The organism is Amycolatopsis sp. DSM 110486, from assembly GCF_019468465.1.
GTDB lineage: Bacteria > Actinomycetota > Actinomycetes > Mycobacteriales > Pseudonocardiaceae > Amycolatopsis.
This window is the reverse complement of the sequence record NZ_CP080519.1, coordinates 10,673,162-10,697,920: the sequence shown is the minus strand read 5'-3', so window position 1 is coordinate 10,697,920 and position 24,759 is coordinate 10,673,162. Positions and strand designations below refer to the sequence as shown.

The following is a 24,759-nucleotide window of genomic DNA, read 5'->3' as shown; positions in this document are numbered from 1 at the left end:
AAGCGACGTTCGGTTAGCTGCAGTGGTGCAGCGGCACCGTCGAGAACCCCGACCAGGAGGCGAACCGGATGACTGAGCCGGAACCGGGCACTGTTGTCGTCAGTGAAGCAGGCGAAGGCCGCTTCACTCAGCACGTGACCGCGGGCGGTTTCGAGCTCGTCGTGGACGAGCCCAAGTCGGTCGGCGGCGACGGCAGCGGCCCGACTCCGTACGACCTGTTGCTCGGCGCGCTGGGTTCCTGCACGGCGATCACGCTGCGGATGTACGCGGACCGCAAGAACATCCCGCTGGCGAACGTGACCGTCCGGCTGCGCCACGACCGCATCCACGCGCGCGACTGCGAGCGCTGCGAGACCGAGGTGGGCATGGTCAGCCGCATCAGCCGCGAGATCGAACTCGAGGGTGACCTCGACGAAGAGCAGCGCACGCGGTTGCTGGAGATCGCGGACAAGTGCCCCGTGCACCGCACGCTGGAGCACGAGATCGACGTCCAGACCAAGCTGGTCTGAGGAAACGGGGTGCGCGCCATGGAGCGAAGCGAGCGGGTTGTCGTGGTCGTCTACGACGCGGTGCGGCTCCTGGACGTGACCGGGCCGCTCGAGGTGTTCGGGATGGCCAACGAGCACGGCGCGCACTACGAGCTGCTCACCGCGTCGCCGGGCGGCACCGACGTGCGCACCACCACCGGTACGCGCCTGGGTGCCGACGTGGCGCTAGAGGACGTCGACGTCGAGGGCGGCACGCTCGTGGTGCCGGGCAGCCCGAACTGGCAGATCACCGTGACCGACGAGCACCTGCTCGACGAGGTCCGCCGCCTTTCCCGCCAGGCGCGGCGCACGGCGTCGGTGTGCGCGGGCGCCTTCACGCTCGCCGCCGCCGGGCTGCTGGAGGGCCGCCGCGCGGCCACGCACTGGGAGCTCGCCGACCAGCTCGCGCGCCGTTACCCCGGCGTCGAGGTGGACTGCGAAGCGATCTTCGTGCGCGACGGTTCGGTGATCTCCTCGGCCGGCGTCACCTCCGGCATCGACCTGTCGCTGGCCCTCGTGGAGGAGGACCTCGGCTCCGAGGCCGCGCGGCTCGTCGCGAAGCACCTCGTGGTGTTCCTGCAGCGGCCCGGCGGGCAGTCGCAGTTCAGCGTGCGCCTGGCGGCCCAGCCCGCGCGCAACGATCTGCTGCGCGGGATCATGGACCGCATCACGGCCGACCCGTCGGCCGACCACAGCCTGTCTTTGCTCGCCGACGACGCGGGCGTCAGCGTCCGCCACCTCACGCGGCTGTTCCGCGATCAGATGGGCACCTCGGTCGCCCGGTTCGTGGAGAGCACGCGCCTGGAGGCCGCGCGGCAGCTGCTGGAGACGGGCACGGACCCGCTCGACGTGGTCGCGCGCCGCACGGGGTTCGGCTCGGCGGAGACGCTGCGCCGGGTGTTCACGCGGGAGCTGGGGGTGCCGCCGAGCGCCTACCGGGCCCGCTTCCGGACCACGGGCACACCGGCGTTGGCCGGTGCGGGCCGCTAGCACAGCGCAAGGTCCTGGGACAGCTGAAGTCACGCGACGTGCGGGTCCAAGTTCTCGCCGCGGTGACCGGGTCACGTGACGGCGTGCGCGCGGCGAAGCTAGGAGGTCGAGACGACCGGAACCCAGATGCGTTCCAGCGCCGCGGCACGGGCGCGGCGGCGGAGGCCGGCGAAGCTGTGCTGGGCGGGTACGAGGAGGGCACTGAGCCACGTGCGCCGGTATTCGGCGAGGGCTTCCGCCACGGGGCGGTAGCCGACGCAGTGCACCAGTCCCGGCGTTCCGAGCCGGTGCTTGCCGACGTGCTTTTCCGCCATCGTTCCTCCGTGTGGGCGACCCTTCCGCCGCGCACGGTACGCAATCGCGCCGGTAAATCCGGGGAGCCGCCCGGCGTGTCACCCGGATCAGTCAGCCAGTTCCGGACAATGTCCTTGATTTTCGACTTGGGGTGTGCCTCTACCCGTGCGAGTGCACGTGCAGGGCTCTGACGTCCCCTGATCGGGTGGCGCACGGGTCTGGCTAGGGTGAGGTCATGCTGCGAGTGGGTCTGACGGGCGGGATCGGCGCGGGGAAATCGACGGTGGCGAACCGGTTCGCGGAGCACGGTGCCGTGCTGGTGGACTCCGACCGGATCGCGCGTGAGGTCGTGGAGCCGGGCACGCCTGGGCTGGCGGCCTTGGTCGAGGCGTTCGGCGAGGACATCCTGTCCGCTGACGGGTCGCTCGACCGTCCGGCGCTGGCCGCGAAGGCGTTCGCCGACGACGCGTCGCGCAAGCGCCTCAACGGGATCGTGCACCCGCTCGTCGGGGCGCGCACGGCCGAGCTGATGGCCGAGGCAGCCGACGACGCGGTGATCGTCCACGACATCCCGCTGCTCGTGGAGGGCAACCTGGCGCCGGCGTACCACCTCGTGGTGATCGTCGACGCGCCCGTGGAGGTCCGCGTGCGCCGGCTCGTGGAGGCGCGTGGCATGGCGGAGGCCGACGCGCGGGCGCGGATCCGCGCGCAGGCCAGCGACGAGCAGCGCCGCGCGATCGCCGACGTCTGGCTCGACAACGGCGGCCCGCAGGACGGCGTGCTCGCCGAGGTCGACGCGCTGTGGGCCGACCGGCTGGTGCCGTTCGAGGCCAACCTGCGGCTGCGCAAGCCGCGCCCGCCGATGTCGCCCGTGATCGTGCCCTCCGACCCGACGTGGCCGTTGCAGGCCGAACGCCGGCTCGCGCGCCTGCGGCAGATCGCGGGGGAGCGGCTGCTGCGCGCCGACCACATCGGGTCCACCGCCGTGCCCGGCCTGCCCGCCAAGGACGTCCTCGACCTGCAGCTGACCGTTCCCACGCCGGCCGACGCCGACGCGCTCGCCGAACCGCTGGCCGACGCCGGCTTCCCCCGGCTGGAGGGCGACTGGTGGGACGACCCGCAGGACGGCTCCGCCGCGCCGTGGCCGAAGCGCCTCCACGTGGGTGCCGACCCGAAGCGCCCGGTGAATCTGCACGTCCGTACGCCCGAGACCCCGGCGTGGCGCCTCGCGCTGCTGTTCCGCGACTGGATCCGCGCGAACCCGGCCGAGCGCGACGCGTACGCGGCGGTGAAGGAGCAGCTCGCGCGCGAGCACTCGGCCGACGGCACCGTCGCGGACTACGCCGACGCCAAGCAGGGCTGGGTCAACGACGCGTTCACCCGCGCCGGGATCTGGGCCGAGCAGACGTCGTGGCAGCCGTGAAATCCGGGTGCGCGGCCGGCGGTGGCGCTGCTAGCGTCGCCGGCATGCAGCGCTCGGCCAGCACGACGACGCCGGACACCGTCCCGGCGCGCTGAAACCTGAGCGAACCAAGCCCCGGGGTGGTCACCCCGGGGCTTCGTCGTGTCCCACGGGTTTCCGCCTCGGCCGTCCACGAGGAGACCCCGATGCCCGACCACCGCAGGATCGGCCGTGAGCTCGGCCTGTTCGGCACTGACCCGCTGCTCGGCGCAGGCCTGCCTTACCTGCTGCCCGACGGGGCCGTGATCCGGCACGAGCTGGAGGAGTACGTCCGCGATGTCGAGCGCCGCGCGGGCTACCGCCACGTGTACTCACCGGTGCTCGGCAAACGCGAGCTGTACGAGATTTCGGGGCACTGGGCGCACTACCGCGACGACATGTTCCCGCCGCTGGACGTCGGCGGCGAGCAGCTCGTGCTGCGGCCCAGCCTGTGCCCGCACCACGCGCTGATCTACCGCTCCCGAGCGCGCAGCTACCGCGAGCTGCCGCTGCGGATCGCCGAGCTGGGCGGGATGTACCGCGCGGAGCTGTCCGGGGTACTCGGCGGGCTCGGCCGGGTGCGCGCGATCCAGCTCAACGACGCCCACCTGTTCTGCCGCCTCGACCAGGTCGCCGACGAGGCCCGCGGTGCGCTGGAGCGCATCCGCCGCGTCCACGCGGACCTCGGGCTGCGCCCGGCGCGCTACCGGCTCTCGCTCGCCGGCGGCTCGGGGGACTACGTGGGCTCCGCCGAGCACTGGGCGCGCGCCGAAGCCCTGCTCGTCGAGGCGCTGCAGGGCTTCGACTACGACGTGGCGCCGGGCGAAGCGGCGTTCTACGGCCCGAAGGTCGACGTCCAGGTCACCGACAGCGCCGGGCGTTCGGCCACCCTCTCCACCGTCCAGGTGGACTTCCACCAGCCCGAGCGGTTCGACCTCGGGTACGTCGGCCCTGACGGCGCCGTCCACCGGCCGGTGCTGGTGCACCACAGCCTTCTGGGCAGCCTGGAACGCGCGATGGCGCAGCTGCTCGAAGAGCACGGCGGGGCCTTGCCGCCGTGGCTCGCCCCGGTGCAGGTGGTGGTGCTGCCGGTCTCGGAGGCTGAGCTGCCGGGGGCTTGCGCGCTCGTGCGCCGCGGTCAGGAAGCCGGTCTGCGGGTGGAGCTCTCCTCGCCCGACCAGGGGAGCTTGGGCGCGCGGATCCGGGACCACCGGCTCGTGCCGTACCAGGCGGTGATTGGCAACCGGGAGGCCGAGGCGGACCTCGTCGCACCCCGGCTGCGCGACGCCCGGCGCCTGGATCCGTTACCGGCGGCGGACTTCGTGGCCGCGGTCGCCGAACGAGTCGCCGCCCGCGGCGCGGTGCTGTGGCTCTGACTCGTCAGCCGAGCGGGTTCGCGGCGATCCGGGCCGCGATCCCGCTCGCGACGGCCCCGCCCGCCGCGCTGTCGGGCTTGCGCGCCGCCTGGTCCTCGAAGCACGCCAGGAACTCCGCGCCGAAGCCGAGCCGCGGGTAGTGCGTGAGGATCGGCGTCCGCACGTCGGGCGGGAACTCCTCCGGGCGCCGGCCGGAGACGTCCCAGCTCGTCGCGACCTGCAGCAGATGGGATTCGGGATCGGCGGTCGCGGCGACGTCGTCGCGCATGTGCAGAAGGATGATCTCCTCGACGTGCGCGGCGCGCTCGGCCGGCCACCCCGCCGCGGCCCCGAACACCCAGGCCAGGTGGCCGCCGGCGGTCTCGAACGGGAGACCGTGGTTGTCGAATTCGGCCGTGAGCGCGAGGTCGTGCAGCAGGGCCGACACGTAGTACAGCTCGTCGTCGAAGGCGATCCCCTGGGCGGCCGCGTAGTGCGCGCCCCAGAGGTACGAGCGGACGGAGTGGTTGAGCAGCGCGGCCGAGCAGAACCGCGTGGCCACGGTCAGCGCGGCCGCGGTGGCGGGCGTCTCGGGGAACATGCGCTCAGCCAACCACAGGAATCAGCCGCCGAGCAGGCCTCGTTCGAACGCCACCGCCACCGCGGCGGCCCGGTCTTTCACGCCGAGCTTCGCGTACGCGTGGATCAGGTGCGTCTTCACCGTCGCCTCGCTGATGAAGAGCTTCTTCGCCGCGTCCTTGTTCGTGGAGCCGCGCGCGACGAGCGTGAGCACCTCGATCTCGCGCTGCGACAACGGCTCCTTCGCCGGCGCGCGCATCTGGCCCATGAGCCGGCTCGCGACGGCGGGGGAGAGCACGGCCTCGCCGCGGGCCGCCGCGCGCACGGCGCGGAACAGCTCCTCGCGCGGTGCGTCCTTGAGCAGGTAGCCCGTGGCGCCGGCCTCGATGGCGGGCAGGACGTCGGAGTCGGTGTCGTACGTGGTCAGCACCAGCACGCGCGCCGGGTTGCCGAGGCGGGCGAGTTCGGTGATGGCGGAGACGCCGTCGGTGCCCGGCATGCGCAGGTCCATCAGCACCACGTCGGGCTTGAGCGACACCGCGAGGGTCACGGCCTCGGCGCCGTTCGCGGCTTCGCCGAGTACCTCGAACCCGTGCTCGCCGGTGAAGATGCCGCGCAGGCCGTCGCGGACGATCGGGTGGTCGTCGGCGATGAGCAGCGTGACGGTCATGCTGACGCCCCCTCGTGGTCGATCCCGCCGTCCTTCAGCCCGCCCAGTGTGGCAGCCGGCACGGCGGGCAGGTTCACCGAGATCGCCGTGCCGCCAGCGGGTTCCGACTCCACGTGCAGCGTGCCCGCGAGCCGTTGCACGCGGCTTCGCATGCCGGGCAGCCCGAAGCCGCCTTCGCTCGGGGGCGGGTTTTCGGGATCGAAGCCGACGCCGTCGTCGACAACGTCGAGCGTGACCTCGTCGCCCATGTACGACAACGTGAGCCCCACGCGGCCGGCCCGGGCGTGTCTGGCCACATTGGACAGTGCTTCCTGCGTGATCCGCAGCAGCGTCGCCTCGATCTCGGGGTGCAGCGCCTCGGCCGTGCCCGTGGTCGAGAACGCGGCGGGCACGGTGGTGCGCTCGCTCCACAGCCGCGCCACCTCGGCGAGCGCGTCGGGCAGCGTCGCCGACTCCAGCGGCTCCGGCCGCAACGCGTGCACGGACCGCCGCGCCGCCGTCAGGTTCTCGCGCGCGAGCGCCTTCGCGGTGTCGAGGTGCCGCTGCCACTCGGCGGGGTTTTCCCGGGCCTGGGCGGCGGCTTCGAGCTGCGTGATGATCCCGGTGAAGCCCTGGGCAAGCGTGTCGTGGATCTCCTGGCTCAGCCGCTGCCGCTCGTCGAGCACGCCGGCTTCGCGCGCCTGGGTGAGCAGTTGCCGTTGCAGGCCCCGGTTTTCGGCCTCGGCGGCGGCGAGCTTGTCGAGCGCCCGTTTGCGTTCGGCGCTCTGCCTGCCGACGGCCGCGAACACTGCGCCGCCTCCGCCGATCGCGGCCGTCTGCACGATCACCAGCGTCACCCAGATCGCCGGGGCCGTGGCCAGCGCCTCGATCGGGCCGCCGTTGGCGACGGTGTTGATGAGCAGCGACGTGACGGCCACGCCGAGGATCGACATCACCAGCGGCCGCAACCGCATGGCCGCGAAGAAGCCGTGCACCATGAAGATCAAGAAGTACGTCTCGCGCGCTTCGAGTACCGAGCCGAAACTGACGACGCCGACGAAGCTCAGCGCCGCGAAGGCGGCGTTCTCGCGCACCCGGTCGCTGGGCAGCTTGTGGGTCAGCAGGAGCCACACCGCGGCGCCGGCGGCGATCGCGAGCGTGGTGAGCCGGTGGGCGCCCGTCTGGTCGAGCCGCAGCAGGCTCAGCACGGTGGGGATCGCCAGCAGCACGAACGGGGCGGTCGTCTCGGCGCGGTTGAACCACGAGTGCCACCGCAGCGGAGGATCCCCTTCACGCGGTGACAGGGGCGCCAGGAGTGAGCCCCGCCAATCGAGCTTCACGTCCCGCGCGTCTTCCGAACTCATGCCTTCAGATCTTTCACCTGGGGCCAGACCACCGGCCAGCTTTCCGTGCGACCGGTGAGCAGCCAGATCGGGAGGTGCTCGCTGGCGTTGGGCACGCCCAGGCGGTTCCGCACCGAGCCGACGACGCGGGCGTCGCGGAAGTGCGGCGCGAGCTTCGCGGGGTCGGCGCCCACGAACAGCACAGTGTCGGCGTCGTCGGCCGGTCTTCCGAAGTACCAGAAGCCGCGGCTGCCGCTGTAGGCCTCCGGGAGACCGGCCTCCGGGCCGTAACGGTCGAGCGCGCCCGCCTGCCAGTAGCCCGCGGTCACGAGCGCGGTGTGCGAGCGCTGCTCGGGTGGCAGCAGCCGGTACACGTCCGCGACGGAGGTCGCGAGGTCCGGCCAGCCGACCTCTTCGGTCGCGTACGCGGGATGCGGCGCGTCGGGGTGCTCCACGAGCCACTGCGCCGGCCACACCGGCAACGCGTACGGGAGGCTGTAGAGCGCTGACAGCACAAAGACCGGCCACGTCGGCACCCACCGCCACCACAGGGCGGGCCGGCGGTCCTGCAGGTGCACGGCCGCGGCGGCCCACAGGATCGGGAACATGCCGGCGGCGTAGTAGAAGCGGCCGCCTGCGACGAGGAACACCGCGACCACGCCGATCGCCGTCCAGCCGAGGAACCGGTACGGCCGCAGGCTTCGCGCGGCGAGCAGCACACCGAGGCCGTAGCAGACGCCGAGCGCGCCGATCACGAGTCCGGCGCCGGCGAGCAGACCCGGCAGGAACTCCGCGCGCCCGCCTGCTTCGGCGACCTCGTGCGAAACCGCGTCGCCCATGCCCAGCTGGGGCCAGCCGTTGAGCGACTGCCACAGCAGAGTCGGCACGCACGCGAGCGCGGCGATCCCCGCGCCGGCCCAGAGCTTCGGGCGGCGCAGCAGCTCGCGCGGGCCGAAGACGAGCGCCGTCACGGCGGTGATGGCCCAGAACGCGCCGATCAGGAACTTCACGTTGAGTGCCACGGCGGTGACCAGGCCCAGCCACAGCAGGAGATTGTCGTCGCGGGTGCGCAGCCAGCGGACGAGAAGCCAGAGAACCAGCGTCCACAGCAGCGGGTCGACCGTCGACGTGGCGAGGTAGTGGCCGCTGCCCACGAACTGGCCGCACATCGCGTACGCGGCGGCTGCTCGCGTCTGAGCCTTCCGGCCGCCGCCGAGCTCACGCGCGATCAGCGCGGTCACCACGACCCCGGCGGCGGTAGCGAGGATCGCCGGCAGCCGGAACACCACCAGCGAGCCCGGCGCGATCGCGTCCATCAGCGCGGCGAGCAGCGGCAGCACCGGGGGCTGATCGGCGTACCCGAATGACAGGTGCTTGCCGGCGGCGAGGAAGTACAGCTCGTCGCCGAAGTAGCCGTACCGGCCGGCCGTGGCCAGCAGGATCGCCGCGGTCCCGGCCGCGAGCAGCGCGACCGGACGCCGGGCGAACTCGGTGACGGCCGTGTCGTGCCTGGTCGGTGTGCCTGCCGTGGTCACGGCGTCCATCGTGCTCCCTGCTGCTGTCCGGGCCCGCTGCGCGGCACCCTACGGGCCGTGGCCCGGCGCCACCGGCTGGTGTGTGGCGCCGGGCACACCGGGGTCAGCTGTGCGTGTTCACCAAGTGCGGCCAGATCTGCTGCCACGGCTGCCGGCGCCCGGTGGCGAGCCACAGCGGCGTGTCGTCGGCGACGCTCGGCAGGGCCGTGCCGGTGTCGACCTTTCCGATCTGGCGCAGGTCGGTGAAGTGGCCGAGCAGCGGCCGCGGGTCGGCGCCGACGTAGAGCACGCTGGTGTCGAAGTCCGGCGGCACGACCAGCGTCGCGTAGCCGCGGTTCGGGCTCGCGGGCTCGGGCAGGCCCAGCGGGCGGCCGTACTCCTCGAGCGCGCTCGCTGACCAGTAGGACTCGCCGACCAGGGCCGTGTGCGCCGGGTCGGGCAGCTTCGCGAACTGGTCCGCCACTGAGCGCGCGGCCTGCGGCCAGCCGATCTCGGCGAACGCGAACGTCGGCGACGGCAGCGCGGGGTTCGCGGCGAGCCACGGCTTCGGCCACACCGGCAGCGAGATCGGCAGGGCCAGTAGCACCGCGACGACGTACACCGGCCAGGTCGCGAGCCAGCGCCACCAGCGCGAGGCCCGGCCCGTCTCCAGCTCGACGGCGGCCGCCGCCCAGCACGGCGCGAACATGCCGGCGATGTAGTACGACCGGCCGTTGACCACCACGAACACCAGGGCCAGGCCGAGCGTGGTCCACGCCAGGAAGCGGTACGGCATCAGCTGCTGCGAGCGCAGCAGGCGCCACAGGCCGTAGCAGAGGAGCACGATCCCGATCGGGAACCCGGCGGTGAGCAGCGCCGAAGGCAGCCACAGCAGGCGCCCGCCCCACGTCTGGTCCACCTCGGCCGAGATCGCCTCGCCCATGCCGAGCTGCGGCCAGCCGTGCGTCGCCTGCCAGATCAACGTCGGGACGAGCGCGGCCACCGCGATGGCCGCGCCGATCCACAGCTTCGGGCGGCGCAGCAGCTCCCGAGGCCCGAAGACCAGCAGCGCGATGATCGCGACGGCCCAGAAGCCGCCGATCAGGAACTTCACGTACAGCGCCACGGCCGTGACCACCCCGGCCCAGAGCAGCAGGTTGTCGCTGCGGGTGCGGATCCAGCGGACCAGCAGCCAGATCACCACGGTCCACAGGAACGGGTCCAGCGTCGAGGTGGCCAGGTAGTGGCCCGACGCGATGAACTGCGTGCTGACCGCACACGTGGCCGCGGTCAGGGTCTGGGCCTTCGCGCGACCGCCGAGCTCGCGGGCGATCAGGGCGGCGAACACCACCGACGCGACCATCGCGAGCATCGCCGGGAGCCGCAGCACGAAGACCGAGCCGGACGCGATCGTGTCCATGGCCCGCGCCAGCAGGGGCAGCATCGGCGGCTGGTCCACGTAGCCCCAGGCCAGGTGCCTGCCGGCGGCGAGGGAGTAGAGCTCGTCGCCCATGTAGCCGTAGCGGCCGGCGGTGAGCAGCAGCGCCGCGCCGAGCAGGCCGGCAAGCACGAACACCGGGACACGGGCGAACGGGGCGGCCACGCGCCGGGCGGCCGGCAGCGTCGTCACGGACATGCTCACTCCCACCGGAAGGTGCGGGCCGCGATCGCCGAGCAGACCACGGCGAAGGCGACGAGCGAACCGAGCTGCAGCAGCTCGGGCGAGTTCCCGGCGGCCGCTTCGCGCAGGCCGTTGATGGTCGCGCCCAGCGGCAGGACGTCGGCCACGTGCTGCAGCACCGGCGGGAGCTGCTCCTTCGGCACCCAGACGCCGCCGAGCGCGAGCATCGGGAAGAACGCCGCGGCGCCGATGCCGCTGGCCGCGCGGTTGGTGGGCGCGAGCGCCGCGATCAGCGTGCCGACGGAGAACAGCGCCAGTGCGCCGAGCACCATCACGAGCAGGAACCCGCCGAGGTTCTCCGGCAGCGCCATGCCGAGCGCGATCCTGCCCACCCCCAGGACGAGCAGGATCGCGACCGCGGCGGCGGCGAGGTTCACGAGCAGCTGTGCGGCGAGCAGCCGTCCGGGTGGCACGGGGCTGGCCGAAAGGCGCTTGAGCACGCCCTTCTCGCGGTAGGTGGCCACGGCGGCCGGGAACATCATCACCGCGAGCATCGCGATGAGGATCGCCACGGCCATCGGCGCGATCAGGGTCGGCAGAGGCGCGTGGCCGCCGAACTCGGCGCTGGGCTTGCTCGAACCCGGCATCAGGCCGAACACGAGCAGCAGCGCCAGCGGGATGCCGACCACGGTGACGGGTGCCCCCGGGTCGCGCAGGAACAGCTTCGCCTCGACGGCGGTCATCTTCGTGAGCATTTCTCCTCTTCCCCTCAGTCCAGTTTCCGGCCGGTCAGCGCGACGAAGGCGTCGTCGAGGTTCGCCTGGTCCACGCGCAGGTCGCCCGCGAGCACCTGGTTGCGGGCGAGGAACGACGTCACGGTCTGCAGCGCGGTGGCGCGCCCCGTGACCACGAGCTGCGAGCCGTGGCGTTCGACCTCGAGCACGTCGGGCAGCGCTTCGAGCTGTGCGAGGTCGACCGGCGCCGACGGGCGGAACCGGATGCGCTGCTCGTCGCCGACCTGGCGGACCAGCCCGGCGGGCGTGTCGATGGCGACGACGCGGCCCGAGTCGATCACGGCGATGCGGTCGCAGAGGCGCTCGGCCTCCTCCATGAAGTGGGTGACGAGCACGACGGTCACGCCCTCGTCGCGCACCGCCTCGACCAGGTCCCACGTGTCGCGGCGGGCCTGCGGGTCGAGGCCCGTGGTGAGCTCGTCGAGCACCGCGATCTCGGGGCTGCCGACGAGCGCGAGCGCGATCGACAGGCGCTGCTGCTGCCCGCCCGAAAGCTTCTTGTAGGCGGTGTCGCGCTGGTGCGTGAGCCCGAGCAGGCCGAGCAGCCGCTCGGTGTCCGCCGGCTTGCGGTAGAAGGACGAGTAAAGCTCCAGCGCCTCGTCCACCCGCAACCGGTCGGGCAGCCGGCTCTCCTGAAGCTGCACGCCCAGGCGCTGGCGCAGCTCGTGCCGGTCGCGCCGCGGGTCGAGCCCGAGCACCGACAGCGTGCCGCCGGCGGGCGTGCGCAGGCCTTCCAGGCATTCGACCGTGGTGGTCTTGCCCGCGCCGTTCGGGCCGAGGATCCCGAAGATCTCGCCCCGCTCGACGGTGAACGACACGTCGTCCACCGCCACCTTGTCCCCGTAGGTCTTGTGGAGGTGCTGGACCTCGATCACCGGCATGTCCGCCGTCCCCTCTCGAACTCTTCGTCTGTGCTGAAGAAGAGTCCCGTGGGGAAGGGGTGCGGCGGATCGCCGGAACGGCCACAACCGGCATCCACCGCCAGGCGGCGGGCATCCACCGATCGGTGGACCCGGGTCCCCTAGGGGTGCCGGCGCCAGGCGGCGGTGATGTCCTTTGTGGACAGCCAGGCCGCGAGGTCGTAGCCGTGCGCGGCCAGCCCTTCCACGGTGGCGTAGGCGGTTTCGAGCGCGTACTCGCCTTCGGCCTGAGGCAGCAGGCCCGCCGAGACGGCGGCGAGCAGCTCGTCGGAGTCGATCACCCGCACGGAGACCTTGTCCTTGAGCACGAGGTCGAGGTAGAGGTCCGTGGAGAACCACCGGGTGCCTTCGCGGCGCACGCGCACCACATCGAGATAGAAGGTCTGGTCTCGTTCGTGGCCGGGGTTGAACCAGAAGTCGGTGATGCGCAGGCCGAGGCCCGGCAGCAGCCACGATTCGAGGTAGCGGAACTGCTCACGCCCCGGCGTCGGGCGCGCGAGGTACAGCCCGAACGGCTCGGTCCGGAACTCCTCGACCTCGCGTTCGATGCCCTTGGGGTCCACGTTGACGCCGGCGGCCGGGTCGAAGCTCTCCACCTTCGGCGGGTGCACGTCGGTCATCCGCCCATCCTGCCGGGCGCGGGGCGTCCGGAGCGGTCCGTGCGGCCGGGTGTCCGCGAAATCCACCCGGTTGCCGGGGTGGTCACGGCTCGGCCACTTCCGCACCGGATGTCCTGTTCGCCGGTTAGGTTGGCCCGGACCTGGGGAGGGATCATGTTCGGGATCATCCGGCCGTGCCGGCACCGGCTGTCCGCGCGGCTGCACGCCGACTGGCTCGCGCACCTGTGCGGGCTGTGCCTCGCGTTGCGCGACGAGCACGGACACCTCGCGCGGGTCGTGACGAACTACGACTCGCTGGTGATCTCCGCTCTCGTGGAGGCACAGGCCGCGGGCCGGCGCCGGAACCCGGGGCCGTGCGCGTTGCGCGGGATGCGTTCGGCGTCCGTCGCGCGAGGGGACGGGGCGCAGCTCACCGCGGCTGTGTCGCTGGTGCTCGCGCCGGCCAAGGTCGGTGACCACGTCGCCGACGGCGATGGTGCGCTCGGCCGGGCGGCGCTGCGAACACCGGCGAAGAAGCTCGCGGCCCGGTGGGCCGCACAGGGCGCGCGCATCGGCTTCGACACGGCGGTGCTGGTGGATGCGGTGACGCGGCAAGGCACGCTGGAGCACGAGGTGACCGCGGGGGACTCGCTGCTGCTGGTCACCGAGCCGGCCGAGGTGGCCGCGTCGGCGGCGTTCGCGCAGACGGCCGTGCTGGCGGGACGGCCCGGCAACGTCGCGCCGCTCGCCGAGGCCGGGCGGCTCTTCGGGCGGGTCGCGCACCTGCTCGACGCGGTGGAGGACCAGCCCGCGGACGACGCGGCGGGCAGCTGGAACCCGCTGACGGTCACCGGCACCGGGCTCGCCGAGGCGCGGCGGCTCGCCGAGGACGCGGTGCTCGGGGTCGGGCTCGCGGTGCGGGAGGCGGCGTTCGCGCAGCCGGCGTTGGTCCACATGCTCCTGGTGCACGAGCTGCGCCAGGCCGTGACCCGGGCGTTCGGGCACCGGCAGGAGCCGCCGCCCGGGTGGCTCGGACCGGGACCGCTGCCGCCCGGGGTGCCGCCCGCGCCGGGAGGTGCCTGGGCCGGTGGTCAGCCCGGGTGAGGGCCGCCCGCTTCGCCGCCTCAGCCCCCGCCTCCGCCGAAGCCGCCGAAGAAGAAGCGCAAGCCCGGGGACGGGCCCGAGGACGGTGACGGCGGTGGGTGCTGGGTGCCGAAGTTCGCCGTGCCGTCACGACCGCGTGGGTTCTTCGCGGGTTGCGCGGTGGCGACGTACATGTGCTGCAGCTGCCAGTTCTGCTGCCGCGATCCGTTTCCGGGCCCCTGGACCGGGAAGGTGCGGCAGAACCACTGCGATTGCGACCCGTGCGTGCTGCTCTGCGCCTGCTGTGACGGCTGCTGAACAGGGTTCCGGCCCAGGTCAGCAGGCCTGTGGTGGCGCCTCGGCTGAAAACTGTCGGGGGGTCGGCCTACTCTGGTGGACGTGGCTTTCGCAACCGAACACCCCGTCCTCGCGCAGTCCGACTTCCGGCCGGTTTCCGACGTCCCCCGTTCCGGCGGCCGGTTCGAAGTGATCAGCGAGTACACGCCCGCCGGCGACCAGCCGGCGGCCATCGACGAGCTCGAACGCCGGGTCAGGGCGGGCGAGAAGGACGTCGTGCTGCTGGGCGCCACGGGCACGGGCAAGTCGGCCACCACCGCGTGGCTGATCGAGCGCGTGCAGCGGCCCACGCTGGTCATGGCGCCGAACAAGACGCTGGCGGCGCAGCTGGCCAACGAGCTGCGGGAACTCTTCCCGAACAACGCGGTCGAGTACTTCGTCAGCTACTACGACTACTACCAGCCCGAGGCGTACATCGCGCAGACGGACACCTACATCGAGAAGGACTCGTCGATCAACGACGACGTCGAGCGGCTGCGCCACTCGGCCACGATGAACCTGCTCTCGCGCCGCGACGTGATCGTGGTGGCCAGTGTGTCCTGCATCTACGGCCTCGGCACCCCGCAGTCCTACCTCGACCGGTCTTCGATGCTGAAGGTCGGCGAGCGGCTCGACCGTGACGTGTTCCTGCGCGCGCTGGTCGACGTCCAGTACACGCGCAACGACATCGCGTTCGCCCGCGGCACGTTCCGCGCGCGGGGCGACACGGTGGAGATCATCCCGGCGTACGAGGAGCTGGCGATCCGCGTCGAGTTCTTCGGCGACGAGATCGAAAAGCTGTACTACCTGCACCCGCTGACCGGCGACATCGTGCGTGAGGTCGACGAGGTGCGGATCTTCCCGGCCACGCACTACGTCGCGGGGCCGGAGCGCATGGAGAAGGCGATCAAGACCATCGAGGAGGAGCTCGAGCAGCGCCTGGCGGAGCTGGAGAAGCAGGGCAAGCTGCTGGAGGCGCAGCGGCTGCGCATGCGCACGGCCTACGACATCGAGATGATGCGGCAGGTCGGGTTCTGCTCCGGCATCGAGAACTACTCGCGCCACATCGACGGCCGCGAGGCCGGGTCCGCGCCCGCGACGCTGATCGACTACTTCCCGGACGACTTCCTGCTCGTGATCGACGAGTCGCACCAGACCGTGCCGCAGATCGGCGGCATGTTCGAGGGCGACATGTCGCGCAAGCGCAACCTCGTCGACTTCGGGTTCCGGCTGCCGAGCGCGGTCGACAACCGGCCGCTGACGTGGGAGGAGTTCTCCGACCGGATCGGGCAGACGGTGTACCTGTCGGCCACGCCGGGTCCGTACGAGATGGGGCAGACGAGCGGCGAGTTCGTCGAGCAGGTCATCCGGCCGACCGGCTTGGTCGACCCGAAGGTGGTCGTGAAGCCCACCGAGGGCCAGATCGACGACCTGGTGCACGAGATCCGTGAGCGCGCCGAGAAGGACGAGCGGGTGCTGGTCACCACGCTCACCAAGAAGATGGCCGAGGACCTCACCGACTACCTGCTGGAGCTCGGCATCCGCGTGCGCTACCTGCACTCGGAGGTCGACACGCTGCGCCGAGTCGAGCTGCTGCGCCAGCTGCGCTCGGGCGACTTCGACGTGCTGGTCGGCATCAACCTGCTGCGCGAGGGCCTCGACCTGCCCGAGGTGTCGCTGGTGGCGATCCTCGACGCGGACAAGGAAGGCTTCCTGCGCAGCGGCACGTCGCTGATCCAGACGATCGGCCGCGCGGCGCGAAACGTGTCCGGTGAGGTCCACATGTACGCGGACAAGATCACCGACTCGATGCAGCACGCCATCGACGAGACGGACCGCCGCCGCGCGAAGCAGGTCGCCTACAACGAGGAACGCGGCGTCGACCCGCAGCCGCTGCGCAAGAAGATCGCCGACATCCTCGACCGCGTCTACAGCGAAGCCGACGACTCCGACCAGACGGTCGCCGTCGGCGGCTCGGGCCGCAACACCTCGCGCGGCAAGAAACCCGAACAGGGCGACCGCGTGCGCAGCTCCGGCATGCTCGTGGACAAGGACGTGTCGGGCATGCCGCGCGCCGAGCTGGCCGACCTCATCCAGCAGATGACCGACCAGATGATGCAAGCCGCCCGCGACCTGCAGTTCGAGCTCGCCGCCCGCCTGCGCGACGAGGTGTCCGACCTGAAGAAGGAACTGCGCGGCATGGACGCGGCCGGCATCCGCTGACGCCCTCCCGCGGCCCGCTGCCCTCCGGGTGCGCCGGGGCCGCGGGCGGTTCGGCCTGGCGGATCCGGCCCCAGGAGCGGTGGGCGCGGCTGCTCGAGCCGGGGCTGCCGGTTGCTCGACGGAGGTGAGCGGCGGTGTGGCTCGACGAGGTGATCGAGCATTGCCTGGGCAAGCCTGGGGCCGTGGAGACTTACCCGTTCGGGGAGCACGTGCTCGTGGTGAAGGTCGCGGGCAAGGCCTTCGCGTTCATCGGGCTGGAGCGGCCGGGCTCGGTGGGGCTCAAGTGTGGTGGCACGCGTGAGGAGGCGGCCGAGCTGCGGGAGCGTTACCCGGAGTCGGTGGCCGTGCTGGACTACCTCGGTCGCTACGGGTGGAACCGCGTGGATCTGGGCGCGAGCCGAACCGCCGCGGTGCCCGGCGAGGAGCTGAACGAGCTGCTCGACGCTTCCTACGCGGCTGTGCGGGCGAAGCTGCCCAAAGCGCGCCGGCCCTGAGTGGTCAGGACTGAGCGGTCACGACGGGCGGTCACGGGGGCGGTCAGGGGCGGGACGGGGCGGGGGCGTTCTCGTCCGGCTGGAGCACGCCGAAGATGTTGCCCTCGGTGTCCTTGCAGTACGCGAGCCAGCCGACGCCCGGGACGGGGTCCTTCGCCAGCGCCATCGTGCCGCCGGCTTTTGCCACGGCGTCGATGGTGGCGTCGACGTCGGTGACCTCGATCGTGTTGATGAAGCCGGAGACCGGGGCGTCCTCGGCGGGGGCGGGGCCGCGGCGGGGGAGGAGGCCGCCGTCGATGCCTTCGCCGTCGCCGGTCGAGACGACCCAGTACGGGACCTCGCCCCACTGTTCGATCTTCCAGCCGAACACGGCGGTGTAGAAGGCGACCGCGCGCTGCGGGTCGCCGGCGTGGATTTCGAAGTGGACGGGCCGGGGCATGGCTGCCTCCTCAGACCGGGCCGACAGGGCGCGCCCGAGACTACGCCCTCGCGCCCCCGCCCGCCGTCACCTGAGCAGCGATCCCGCCAAGATCCACAAAGGACTCACCGCACCAGCCTCACAAGCGCGGGCGGTCCGCCATGACCTGGTTCGCGTCGAAGTCCGGGAACCCTGCCGGAGCCGCAACCGACGCCAGTGACCGCGAAGAAGCAGCCGGCAGACCAGCCCAGCGGCGGATCGTCGCGGTCGCCTCCGCGGACTGTGCGGCCGGCAGCTGCGCGATCGTCGAGCCGTGGTTGCCGCCCGGCACGAAGTAGCGGTAGGAATCGCGCGAGCCGTACCCGAGCTCGAACGGCTCGGCGCCCCACGGGTCGTTCGAGCCGTACACGAACAGCAGCTGCCGCCCGTGCGCCTTCACCCAGAAGTCGACATCCGGCATCGCCAGGTAGTCGAAGCGCGGCAGCTTCACCGACGCGGGCACGAACGTCGACGGCACGTCGGTGCCCGGGTAGCGCAGCAGGTCGCGCAGGTAGCTGTCGTACGCCTCGGGTGAGCCGAGCTGCACCGCGGCCTGGTAGTAGTACGGCACGAACGGCTCGAGCTCCTGGTCGGAGTACGTGTTGAGACTCTCGACCTGCTCGAACCACGCCCACACGTCGGCCGCCGGCGCGCCCGGCTTCGGGATCGACGCGCACGCCGACGCCGGCTGGTACTGCCAGAACGCGAAGTACGAGTCGATCACCGAGATCTCCAGCGACTCGTCGATCGAGCCCACCGTGGTGAACGTGTAGCCCTTGCTCGCGGCGTCGGCCTTCGCCAGCTCGCCGAGCTCGTCGCGCCGCTTCAGCGCGTCTCGCTGGATCGCCTTGAGCGAAGCGCGGCACGCGGGGTCGCCGACGTTCGCGAGGAAGCGGTTGTACTTGTCGATCGGGTCGATCACGTCGTTGGGCGCGACGTAGGGGATCGTGCCGTTCACGTCGTCCGGGAAGAACCGCCGGAAGTACGTGGCGGTCATCCCGCCCTTGCTCCCGCCCGTCGCGAGCCACTTGCCCGGGTAGATCTTCTTGAACGCCTGCACAGCGGCGTGCTCGTCGGCCGCGGCCTGCCAGATCGTGAGGTCATGCGACCAGTTCGCCGGCTGCGGCCGCGAAGGCGTGAAGTAGCGGTACTCCATCGAAAGCTGGTTGCCGTCGACGATCCGCGTCGGCTCGGAGCGGTTCGGGGCAAGGGACACGTTGTACCCGCTGGTGAATGCGACTGTCGGCGCGGAGAAGTCGCGGTGCAGCAGCGTGTACCGCTGCTCGAACTTCGGCCCGTCCGGGTGGCGGTGGTCGGCCGGCTGCGTGAACGTCAGCTCGAAGAATCGGTAGCCCGCCGGCGCCGGATCCTCCTTGACCACCGTGAGGCCCGGGATCGTGGCGAGGGCGGCCGTGATGTCCTCCTCGCCGGCCGCGCTCGCGACCGGCGTGAGCCCCACGGCAGCCAGCACAGCGGTGGACAAGACGGTGAGCAGCCTGCGCACGTGGTTCCCCCTCGACGGCCCCGAGATCAACTTCCGGATCCTCACAGACCCGGCCGTGCCCGGCAAGGCGCACCATCCGGTCGGGCGCCGACTTCCGTAGGGTCGGAACTAGCGCTTCAGCACACGGTCCACATAGGACTTGACGTTCGCCAGTGACCGCTCCGACCGCCACATCCGGTCCACGTGCGCGTCGTCGGCGGCCCGGTTCTCCGCGATCCGCTCGTGGTAGGGCTGGCGCAGCTGCGCCTTGGTGTGGGCGAACGCGTCGGCCGGCAGCTCGCCGAGGCGGGCGGCGAGCTCACGCGCGCGGCCGAGCACCTCTTCCGGCGCCGCGACCTCGTCGACCAGGCCGCGGGCGAGGGCGTCGTCGATGGTCAGCGTGGCGCCGCTGTACATGAGCGCGGCGAGCGGGTTCGTGCCGTACGCGCAGCGCAGGATCTCCGTCGCGGCCAGCGGGAAGGGCACGCCCACGAGCAGTTCGGTCACGCCGATGCGCCCGGGGCCGGTGGCGGCGACACGGTGGTCGCACCCCGCGGCCAGCACCATCCCGCCCGCGATCGCGTGGCCGTTGACCGCGGCCACGAGCGGGTGGGGGAAGCCGAAGACCGCCAGCAGCGCGTCGGAGAGCGCGGGCAGGAACTCGCCGACGTAGCTCGCGCCGCCGGCGTCGATGCTGAGCAGGTCGACGCCCGCGGAGAACATGTCGCCCGATCCGGTCAGCACCGTGGCCTTCGCGCCGTCGGCCGCTTCCTCGAGCTTGAGCACGAGCTCCCGGCAGGTGGCGGTGTCGAGGGTGTTGCCGCGGCCGTGCTCGAGCGTGAGCACGGCGACGCCGTCTTCGACTGCGAGGTGGATGGTCACGCGAGGAGACGTTACCGGCGTCCGGCCGCCCGCGCGGGGCGGCCGGACTCGCCCGTCAGCTCGTGATGTCCCTCGTCGCGAACCGGCGACCGGCCAGCAGCAGGAAGATCGTGGTGTAGATGAGCGACGACAGCACGCCGCTCGCCATGTCCGACCAGTCGATGTCGGTCGAGATCAGGTCGATCCAGGCGAACGAGAAGTGCGTGGGCAGGTAATTGCGCAGCCCCTCGAGCGCGGTGATCTGGTCGAGGATCTGCGACAGGATCGCCACCAGCACCGTGCCGCCCACCGCGCCCAGCGGGGCGTCGGTGGAGACGCTCAGCAGGAGCGCCAGCCCGGCCACCCACGCCAGCTGCACGATGATGTACACAGTGGACAGCACGAGCGCGATCATGCTGTCGCCGAAGGTGACCGCGTCGCCCGTGGGGCTGATCGCGTCACCCGCGCCGTACCAGATCACGCCCACCAGCAGCGACACCAGCGGCAGCAGCACCAGCGCCGCGGCGGACAGCAGGCCCGACACGATCGCCTTCTGTCGCAGCAGACGGTGCCGCGGCACCGGGATCGCCAGCAGGTACTTCAGGCTCGACCACGACGACTCGCTCGCGATCGTGTCGCCGAAGAACAGCGCCACGATCATCGGCAGCAGGAACGTGCCGGACACGAACAGCGCGAGCACCACGAAGTTCGGCGCGCTCGCCGTCGCGAGGTCCACGAACCCGCCCGAGCGGCGGTTCGGGTTCGACTGCCCGACCTCGAACGCGATCACGAGGATGAACGGCAGGATCGCCACGAACCCCAGCACCAGCTGGGTGCGCCGCCGCTTGAACTGCCGCTTCAGCTCCACGCCGAGGCGCAGCGTGCGCTCGGCGCGGTAGCCGGCGACGGCGCCGTCCGGGCCGACCTCCGCCTGCTCGGCCGTCGCCAGCTCGCTCAGCTCCCGCAGGGCGGCGGGGTCGGTGTGGACCCCGCCCGAACCGTTGGTGTTGCTCATGAGTTGTCTCCGACCAGCTGCAGGAACGCGTCTTCCAGCCGGCGCCGAGGCCCGGCCTGCTCCACCGCGACACCCGCGCGCACGAGTGCCGCCACCGCGTCGGCGCGCGCGAGCCCGTCGAGGTTCGCGTGCACGAGGTCACCCTCGACGTCGATGTCCGTGACGCCGCCGATGCCCTTGAGCGCCGCCGAGGCCGCCGCCGGGTCGCCGACGCGGAACGTCGCCTCGCCGCTCGCGGCCGCCAGTTCGCCGACCTCGCCCGAGGCCACGAGCGTCCCGCGGTGCATCACGACCACGTGCGAACACGTCTGTTCGACCTCGGCCAGCAGGTGGCTCGAGACGACGACCGTGCGCCCGGTCGCGGCGTAGCGCTGCAGGACCTCGCGCATCTGGTGGATCTGGGGCGGGTCGAGCCCGTTGGTGGGTTCGTCGAGCACCATGAGCTCCGGCAGGCCGAGCATCGCCTGCGCGATGGCGAGGCGCTGGCGCATGCCCTGGCTGTAGTTCTTCACGCGGCGGTTCACCGCGTCGCCCAGGCCCGCGATCTCGAGCGCTTCCGAGAAGTGGGCCTTCTCGGCGGGTCGCCCGGTCGCCGCCCAGTACAACTCGAGGTTCGCCTTGCCCGACAGGTGCGGCAGGAACCCGGATCCCTCCACGAAGGACCCGATTCGCGACAGCACGGGCGCGCCGGGGGAGATCTTGTGGCCGAACACGCGGATCTCTCCCTCGGTCGGCGTGATCAGACCCATCAGCATGCGCAGCGTCGTCGTCTTGCCGGCGCCGTTCGGGCCGAGCAGGCCGAGCACCTGGCCCGGCTCGACGCGGAAGGACAGGTCCTTCACAGCCACGAACCCGCCCGCGTACTGCTTGCGCAGCCCCTTGATCACGAGCGGCGTGCCCGCCAGGTCCGGGTCGACGTCGTGCGCGCGCCGGCGGCGGATCGCGGCGAACAGCAGCGCGACGATGCCGACGAGCAGTGTCACGCCGATGCCGATCAGCTGGCCCTTCGGCGCCGGCGTGCCCACCGACGTCCCGGGCACGACCGGCACGGCGAGCGACGAACCCGACGCCAGCGCGATGCGGAACACGCCCGGCGCGGTCGGCGTCGAGAACGACTGGTCCGTGGTGCCGACCACGAGCCGCAGCGAGTGCCCGGCCTCGATCGGGCGCACGATGCCCGGCAGGGTCACCGTCACGTCCACCGGGGTGCCGTTCGTGGGCAGGTTCGCCACGCGGAACGGCGCGACGGCGTTGGCCGGCAGCACGCGGGTGCCGTCGGGGCCGACGTCGTAGAGCTTGGCGAACAGCACCGCCTCCGGCAGCGGGTGCGCCGGGTCGGTCGCGACCTGCAGCCGCACGGTGCTGGAACCCGCGATCAGGACCTGGCTGTCGAACGGCGCGCTGCGGAACTGCGCGGCCTGGCCCGGCGGGTCGGTGCTGAACAACGGCGCGAGCCGCGACGAACCCGCAGCCAGCCCGTTGAGGCCGGGGATGCCGCTCACGGCCGCGGGGTTGGCGCCCGCGGGCCGCACGGCGGGCTGCGGCGGACCGGCGAGCGCGACCTGGCGGCGTTCGGTGCCCGCGCCCGCGAGGCCCGGGTACGCGTCGGTGCTGACCGTCCGCACGGACGGCGCGCCGTTGGCCCGCAGCGTGCCCTGCACGTCGTAGCTGAAGCCGGTGCCCGCGTCGCCGTCGCCGGTCAGCGCCGACCACAGGAAGTCGCCGATCTTCGCCCGCAGCTGCGGGCCGGGGACGCCGCCGTCGTGGCCGCCGGTGTACCAGATGGTGCGGACCTTGCCGCCCGCCGCGGCGATCTGCCGCGCGGTGGCGTCGGACTGGTCCAGACCGAACAGCGTGTCGCTCTCACCCTGCACGAGCAGCGTCGGCACGGTGATCTTGTCCGTCACGGACACGGGCGAGACGCGGTGCAGCAGCGCGACGGTCTGCGCGCTCACCTTCCCGGTGGTCGCCAGCTCCGTGTACGCCTGGCAGACCTGGGCGGTGAAGCGGCCGCACGGGTCCGCGGCCGGCGCCTGACGCGGCTGGGCCTGTCCGGCGACCGGGGTGGTGGCCGCCTGCGGATCGATGCCGCTGCCGGTGCCTCCGGTGCCGCCGACCGAGCCGCCGTTGCCGTCGGTCTCCTGCCCGGCCTCGGGAGCCTCGGCCGAAGAGGACGCACCCGCACTCGGCGCGCCCGAACCGGAGGAGAAGAAGATGCCCGCCCAGCTCTTCTTGAACACGCCGTCGGGCGCGAACTCGCCCGCCGCCGGGGTCTTCGCCGCGGGCGGCGCGGTGGCGCCGGCGTTGGGGATCAGGCCCTGGGCCAGGTCGTTGTAGGTGATCACCGGGGCGACGGCGGCCACGCGCTTGTCGGTGCCGGCGAGCAGCAGCGACAGCGCGCCGCCGTAAGACGCGCCGGTGACGGCGATCTCCGGCGCGCCGCCCGCGCGGGTGGCGACGTCGTGGCTCGCGACGAGGTGGTCGATGAGCCGGCTCGCGTCGGCGACCTCCGCGTCGGGGTCGTTGAGGCCGATCTTGCCGGTACTGCGGCCGAAACCGCGCGCCGACCAGGTCAGCACGACGAACCCGCGCTCGGCCAGCTCACGGGCCTGGGGGTCCACGCTGGACTTGTCGCCGCCGAAACCGTGGGCCAGCAGCACGGCGGGGGCGGGGGTCTTCTCGGGGTAGTAGGTGGTGGTGTCGATGCGGACCTGCTCGGCCGAGCCGGGCGCTGCCGGCATCTGCAGGAAGGCGTCCTGGGTCCGGACGGGCGAGGGCTGCGAGCCGCTCGTGGTCCAGACGGCCACGACGGCGGCGACGACCACCACGACCGCGGCCAGCGCGGTCAGCCGGGCACCGCGCGTGCGCGGCAACGGGATTCGGGGCACGTGCTGACGTTATTTGAGCTTCGCTGAGAGCCGCGCGCGGGGCTCACACGGATCAGACATCTTTTTCACGCGAGCACCGGTGATCTTCGGTCCCGGTGACGGAGGTAACACCGCCGGTTCGGTGACGAGGGCAACCTCCGCTGGCGTTCGCGCGCCGTAACCGGCAAACTGGACGCGCTGTGAGGGGAGTATTCCTTCGCGGCGGTGTCGTCAGCACGGTGGCGTGGCCCCCGGCACCGTCGGCCGGTAGAAAGGAACCGGCGGAAGAGACCTCCGGTTAGTAGCTGCTACGCGCTATCCGGAGGTATGTGCTGTGATGACTGTTCCCTTGTGGTTATGGATCGCGACGGTCGGTGGCCTGCTGGCCCTGATCGCACTCGATCTGGTGATCGTCGACCACAAGCCCCACGCGATCAAACCGGCCGAGGCCGCGCGGTGGGTGATCTTCTACATCGCCTGCGCCGTCGTGTTCGGCATCGGGATCTGGGTCTTCGCCGGGCACGACCCGGGCGTCGAATTCTTCACCGGGTACATCACCGAGTACTCGCTGAGCGTCGACAACCTGTTCATCTTCATGATCATCATGGCGTCGTTCAAGGTGCCGGCCATCCACCAGCACCGCGTGCTGCTCGTGGGCATCCTGCTCGCGCTCGCGATGCGCAGTGTGTTCATCGCGGTGGGCGCGGCGCTGATCGCGCAGTTCGTGTGGGTGTTCTTCCTCTTCGGCGCGGTGCTGATCTGGACCGCGATCAGCATGCTGCGCAAGAAGGACGAGGAAGAGGAGTACCACGAGAACGCCGTGACCCGCTGGGTCCGCAAGATCGCCCCGGTGACCGACGACTTCCACGGCCACAAGTACACGGTCAAGGTCGACGGCAAGCGGATGATCACGCCGATGCTCGTGGTGATCGTCGCCATCGGCTCGGCCGACCTGCTGTTCGCGGTGGACTCGATCCCGGCCATCTTCGGGATCACCCAGGAGGCCTTCCTGGTGTTCACCGCCAACGCGTTCGCGCTGATGGGCCTGCGCCAGCTGTACTTCCTGCTCGGCGGGCTCGTCGAGAAGCTGGTGTACCTGTCCTACGGCCTCGCGGTGATCCTCGCGTTCATCGGCGCGAAGCTGGTGGTGCACGCGCTGCACGAGTACCACGTGGCGCCCGACTGGCTGGACATCAACAACTGGGTGTCCCTCGGCGTGATCGTGGTCGTGCTGGCGATCACCACCGTGGCGAGCCTCGCCAAGGCGAAAAAGGACGAGCGGGCGCGCGTACCGGCGGAATAAGTCTTTCGCTT

21 protein-coding genes and 1 pseudogene are annotated in these 24,759 nt (G+C 71.8%); 8 read left to right on the top strand and 14 right to left on the bottom strand.

The window, feature by feature from the left end; all coding sequences use genetic code 11:
- The first annotated feature begins 68 nt into the window (after window positions 1–68).
- Both K1T34_RS51490 and K1T34_RS51485 read left to right on the top strand, forming a co-directional pair.
- A complete protein-coding gene (locus tag K1T34_RS51490; RefSeq protein WP_220242035.1) occupies window positions 69–509 on the top strand; it encodes an OsmC family protein in 441 nt (146 codons plus the stop codon).
- A gap of 18 nt (window positions 510–527) precedes the next feature.
- Window positions 528–1,517, top strand: coding sequence for a GlxA family transcriptional regulator (locus tag K1T34_RS51485; RefSeq protein WP_220242034.1), 990 nt, complete (start codon window positions 528–530; stop codon window positions 1,515–1,517).
- A gap of 98 nt (window positions 1,518–1,615) precedes the next feature.
- Here K1T34_RS51485 and K1T34_RS51480 read toward each other — a convergent pair whose 3' ends face one another.
- Window positions 1,616–1,831, bottom strand: a complete 216-nt coding sequence (locus tag K1T34_RS51480; RefSeq protein ID WP_220242033.1) for a hypothetical protein — start codon at window positions 1,829–1,831, stop codon at window positions 1,616–1,618.
- A 215-nt stretch (window positions 1,832–2,046) separates the two neighbouring features.
- Here K1T34_RS51480 and coaE point away from each other — a divergent pair, with 215 nt between their 5' ends.
- Complete coding sequence (coaE, locus tag K1T34_RS51475; RefSeq protein WP_220242032.1) at window positions 2,047–3,234, top strand: dephospho-CoA kinase; 1,188 nt, start codon at window positions 2,047–2,049, stop codon at window positions 3,232–3,234.
- Window positions 3,235–3,353: 119 nt separating this feature from the next.
- The gene (thrS, locus tag K1T34_RS51470) at window positions 3,354–4,628 is read left to right on the top strand and encodes a threonine--tRNA ligase (protein ID WP_255638182.1); all 1,275 of its coding nucleotides are present in this window, start codon (window positions 3,354–3,356) and stop codon (window positions 4,626–4,628) included.
- 4 nt (window positions 4,629–4,632) lie between these two features.
- On the opposite strand, the gene K1T34_RS51465 is transcribed toward thrS, so the two are convergent.
- From K1T34_RS51465 to K1T34_RS51430, 8 genes are all read right to left on the bottom strand, one after another.
- Complete coding sequence (locus K1T34_RS51465) at window positions 4,633–5,208, bottom strand: HD domain-containing protein (RefSeq protein WP_220242030.1); 576 nt, start codon at window positions 5,206–5,208, stop codon at window positions 4,633–4,635.
- Between the two features lie 21 nt (window positions 5,209–5,229).
- Window positions 5,230–5,856 (bottom strand): response regulator transcription factor, encoded by a 627-nt coding sequence (locus K1T34_RS51460; protein WP_220242029.1) that lies wholly within the window; start codon window positions 5,854–5,856, stop codon window positions 5,230–5,232.
- On the bottom strand, window positions 5,853–7,199 hold the full coding sequence (locus tag K1T34_RS51455) for a sensor histidine kinase (RefSeq protein ID WP_220242028.1): 1,347 nt from the start codon (window positions 7,197–7,199) through the stop codon (window positions 5,853–5,855). Before K1T34_RS51455 ends, K1T34_RS51460 begins: the two co-directional genes overlap by 4 nt.
- Window positions 7,196–8,722: a glycosyltransferase family 39 protein gene (locus tag K1T34_RS51450; RefSeq protein ID WP_220242027.1), complete on the bottom strand. Its 1,527-nt coding sequence runs from the start codon at window positions 8,720–8,722 to the stop codon at window positions 7,196–7,198. Before K1T34_RS51450 ends, K1T34_RS51455 begins: the two co-directional genes overlap by 4 nt.
- 94 nt (window positions 8,723–8,816) lie before the next feature.
- Window positions 8,817–10,328, bottom strand: coding sequence for a glycosyltransferase family 39 protein (locus K1T34_RS51445; protein ID WP_220242026.1), 1,512 nt, complete (start codon window positions 10,326–10,328; stop codon window positions 8,817–8,819).
- A gap of 2 nt (window positions 10,329–10,330) precedes the next feature.
- Window positions 10,331–11,068: an ABC transporter permease gene (locus K1T34_RS51440; RefSeq protein ID WP_220242025.1), complete on the bottom strand. Its 738-nt coding sequence runs from the start codon at window positions 11,066–11,068 to the stop codon at window positions 10,331–10,333.
- 14 nt (window positions 11,069–11,082) lie between these two features.
- On the bottom strand, window positions 11,083–11,988 hold the full coding sequence (locus tag K1T34_RS51435) for an ABC transporter ATP-binding protein (RefSeq protein ID WP_220242024.1): 906 nt from the start codon (window positions 11,986–11,988) through the stop codon (window positions 11,083–11,085).
- A gap of 140 nt (window positions 11,989–12,128) precedes the next feature.
- Window positions 12,129–12,647 carry a DUF402 domain-containing protein gene (locus K1T34_RS51430; RefSeq protein ID WP_220242023.1) on the bottom strand — a complete coding sequence of 173 codons (519 nt, stop codon included), beginning with the start codon at window positions 12,645–12,647 and terminating at the stop codon, window positions 12,129–12,131.
- A 153-nt stretch (window positions 12,648–12,800) separates the two neighbouring features.
- On the opposite strand from K1T34_RS51430, the pseudogene K1T34_RS51425 reads away from it, so the two are divergent.
- The 3 genes and pseudogenes from K1T34_RS51425 (at window position 12,801) to K1T34_RS51415 (ending at window position 16,762) form a co-directional block, all read left to right on the top strand.
- Window positions 12,801–14,027: pseudogene (locus tag K1T34_RS51425) on the top strand (DUF5685 family protein).
- An 81-nt stretch (window positions 14,028–14,108) separates the two neighbouring features.
- Window positions 14,109–16,268: an excinuclease ABC subunit UvrB gene (gene uvrB / locus K1T34_RS51420; RefSeq protein ID WP_220242022.1), complete on the top strand. Its 2,160-nt coding sequence runs from the start codon at window positions 14,109–14,111 to the stop codon at window positions 16,266–16,268.
- A gap of 134 nt (window positions 16,269–16,402) precedes the next feature.
- Window positions 16,403–16,762: an MmcQ/YjbR family DNA-binding protein gene (locus tag K1T34_RS51415; RefSeq protein ID WP_220242021.1), complete on the top strand. Its 360-nt coding sequence runs from the start codon at window positions 16,403–16,405 to the stop codon at window positions 16,760–16,762.
- Between the two features lie 43 nt (window positions 16,763–16,805).
- On the opposite strand, the gene K1T34_RS51410 is transcribed toward K1T34_RS51415, so the two are convergent.
- The 5 genes from K1T34_RS51410 to K1T34_RS51390 form a co-directional block, all read right to left on the bottom strand.
- Window positions 16,806–17,201, bottom strand: coding sequence for a VOC family protein (locus tag K1T34_RS51410; RefSeq protein ID WP_220242020.1), 396 nt, complete (start codon window positions 17,199–17,201; stop codon window positions 16,806–16,808).
- A gap of 118 nt (window positions 17,202–17,319) precedes the next feature.
- Entirely contained in the window at window positions 17,320–18,723 is a 1,404-nt protein-coding gene (locus K1T34_RS51405) for a S28 family serine protease (protein ID WP_220242019.1), read from the bottom strand.
- Between the two features lie 108 nt (window positions 18,724–18,831).
- Complete coding sequence (locus K1T34_RS51400) at window positions 18,832–19,584, bottom strand: enoyl-CoA hydratase/isomerase family protein (protein WP_220242018.1); 753 nt, start codon at window positions 19,582–19,584, stop codon at window positions 18,832–18,834.
- Between the two features lie 55 nt (window positions 19,585–19,639).
- Complete coding sequence (locus tag K1T34_RS51395; protein ID WP_220242017.1) at window positions 19,640–20,578, bottom strand: ABC transporter permease; 939 nt, start codon at window positions 20,576–20,578, stop codon at window positions 19,640–19,642.
- Window positions 20,575–23,466 (bottom strand): alpha/beta fold hydrolase, encoded by a 2,892-nt coding sequence (locus K1T34_RS51390; protein ID WP_220242016.1) that lies wholly within the window; start codon window positions 23,464–23,466, stop codon window positions 20,575–20,577. Before K1T34_RS51390 ends, K1T34_RS51395 begins: the two co-directional genes overlap by 4 nt.
- A gap of 316 nt (window positions 23,467–23,782) precedes the next feature.
- Between K1T34_RS51390 and K1T34_RS51385 the strand changes: the two genes are divergently transcribed.
- Entirely contained in the window at window positions 23,783–24,748 is a 966-nt protein-coding gene (locus tag K1T34_RS51385; protein WP_220242015.1) for a TerC family protein, read from the top strand.
- Window positions 24,749–24,759: the final 11 nt, after the last annotated feature.

Coding starts and splice junctions, on each gene's coding strand:
- K1T34_RS51490 (WP_220242035.1), top strand. CDS start 69: ATGACTGAGCCGGAACCGGGCACTGTTGTCGTCAGTGAAGCAGGCGAA.
- K1T34_RS51485 (WP_220242034.1), top strand. CDS start 528: ATGGAGCGAAGCGAGCGGGTTGTCGTGGTCGTCTACGACGCGGTGCGG.
- K1T34_RS51480 (WP_220242033.1), bottom strand. CDS start 1,831: ATGGCGGAAAAGCACGTCGGCAAGCACCGGCTCGGAACGCCGGGACTG.
- coaE (WP_220242032.1), top strand. CDS start 2,047: ATGCTGCGAGTGGGTCTGACGGGCGGGATCGGCGCGGGGAAATCGACG.
- K1T34_RS51465 (WP_220242030.1), bottom strand. CDS start 5,208: ATGTTCCCCGAGACGCCCGCCACCGCGGCCGCGCTGACCGTGGCCACG.
- K1T34_RS51460 (WP_220242029.1), bottom strand. CDS start 5,856: ATGACCGTCACGCTGCTCATCGCCGACGACCACCCGATCGTCCGCGAC.
- K1T34_RS51455 (WP_220242028.1), bottom strand. CDS start 7,199: ATGAGTTCGGAAGACGCGCGGGACGTGAAGCTCGATTGGCGGGGCTCA.
- K1T34_RS51450 (WP_220242027.1), bottom strand. CDS start 8,722: ATGGACGCCGTGACCACGGCAGGCACACCGACCAGGCACGACACGGCC.
- K1T34_RS51445 (WP_220242026.1), bottom strand. CDS start 10,328: ATGTCCGTGACGACGCTGCCGGCCGCCCGGCGCGTGGCCGCCCCGTTC.
- K1T34_RS51440 (WP_220242025.1), bottom strand. CDS start 11,068: ATGCTCACGAAGATGACCGCCGTCGAGGCGAAGCTGTTCCTGCGCGAC.
- K1T34_RS51435 (WP_220242024.1), bottom strand. CDS start 11,988: ATGCCGGTGATCGAGGTCCAGCACCTCCACAAGACCTACGGGGACAAG.
- K1T34_RS51430 (WP_220242023.1), bottom strand. CDS start 12,647: ATGACCGACGTGCACCCGCCGAAGGTGGAGAGCTTCGACCCGGCCGCC.
- K1T34_RS51410 (WP_220242020.1), bottom strand. CDS start 17,201: ATGCCCCGGCCCGTCCACTTCGAAATCCACGCCGGCGACCCGCAGCGC.
- K1T34_RS51395 (WP_220242017.1), bottom strand. CDS start 20,578: ATGAGCAACACCAACGGTTCGGGCGGGGTCCACACCGACCCCGCCGCC.
- K1T34_RS51385 (WP_220242015.1), top strand. CDS start 23,783: ATGACTGTTCCCTTGTGGTTATGGATCGCGACGGTCGGTGGCCTGCTG.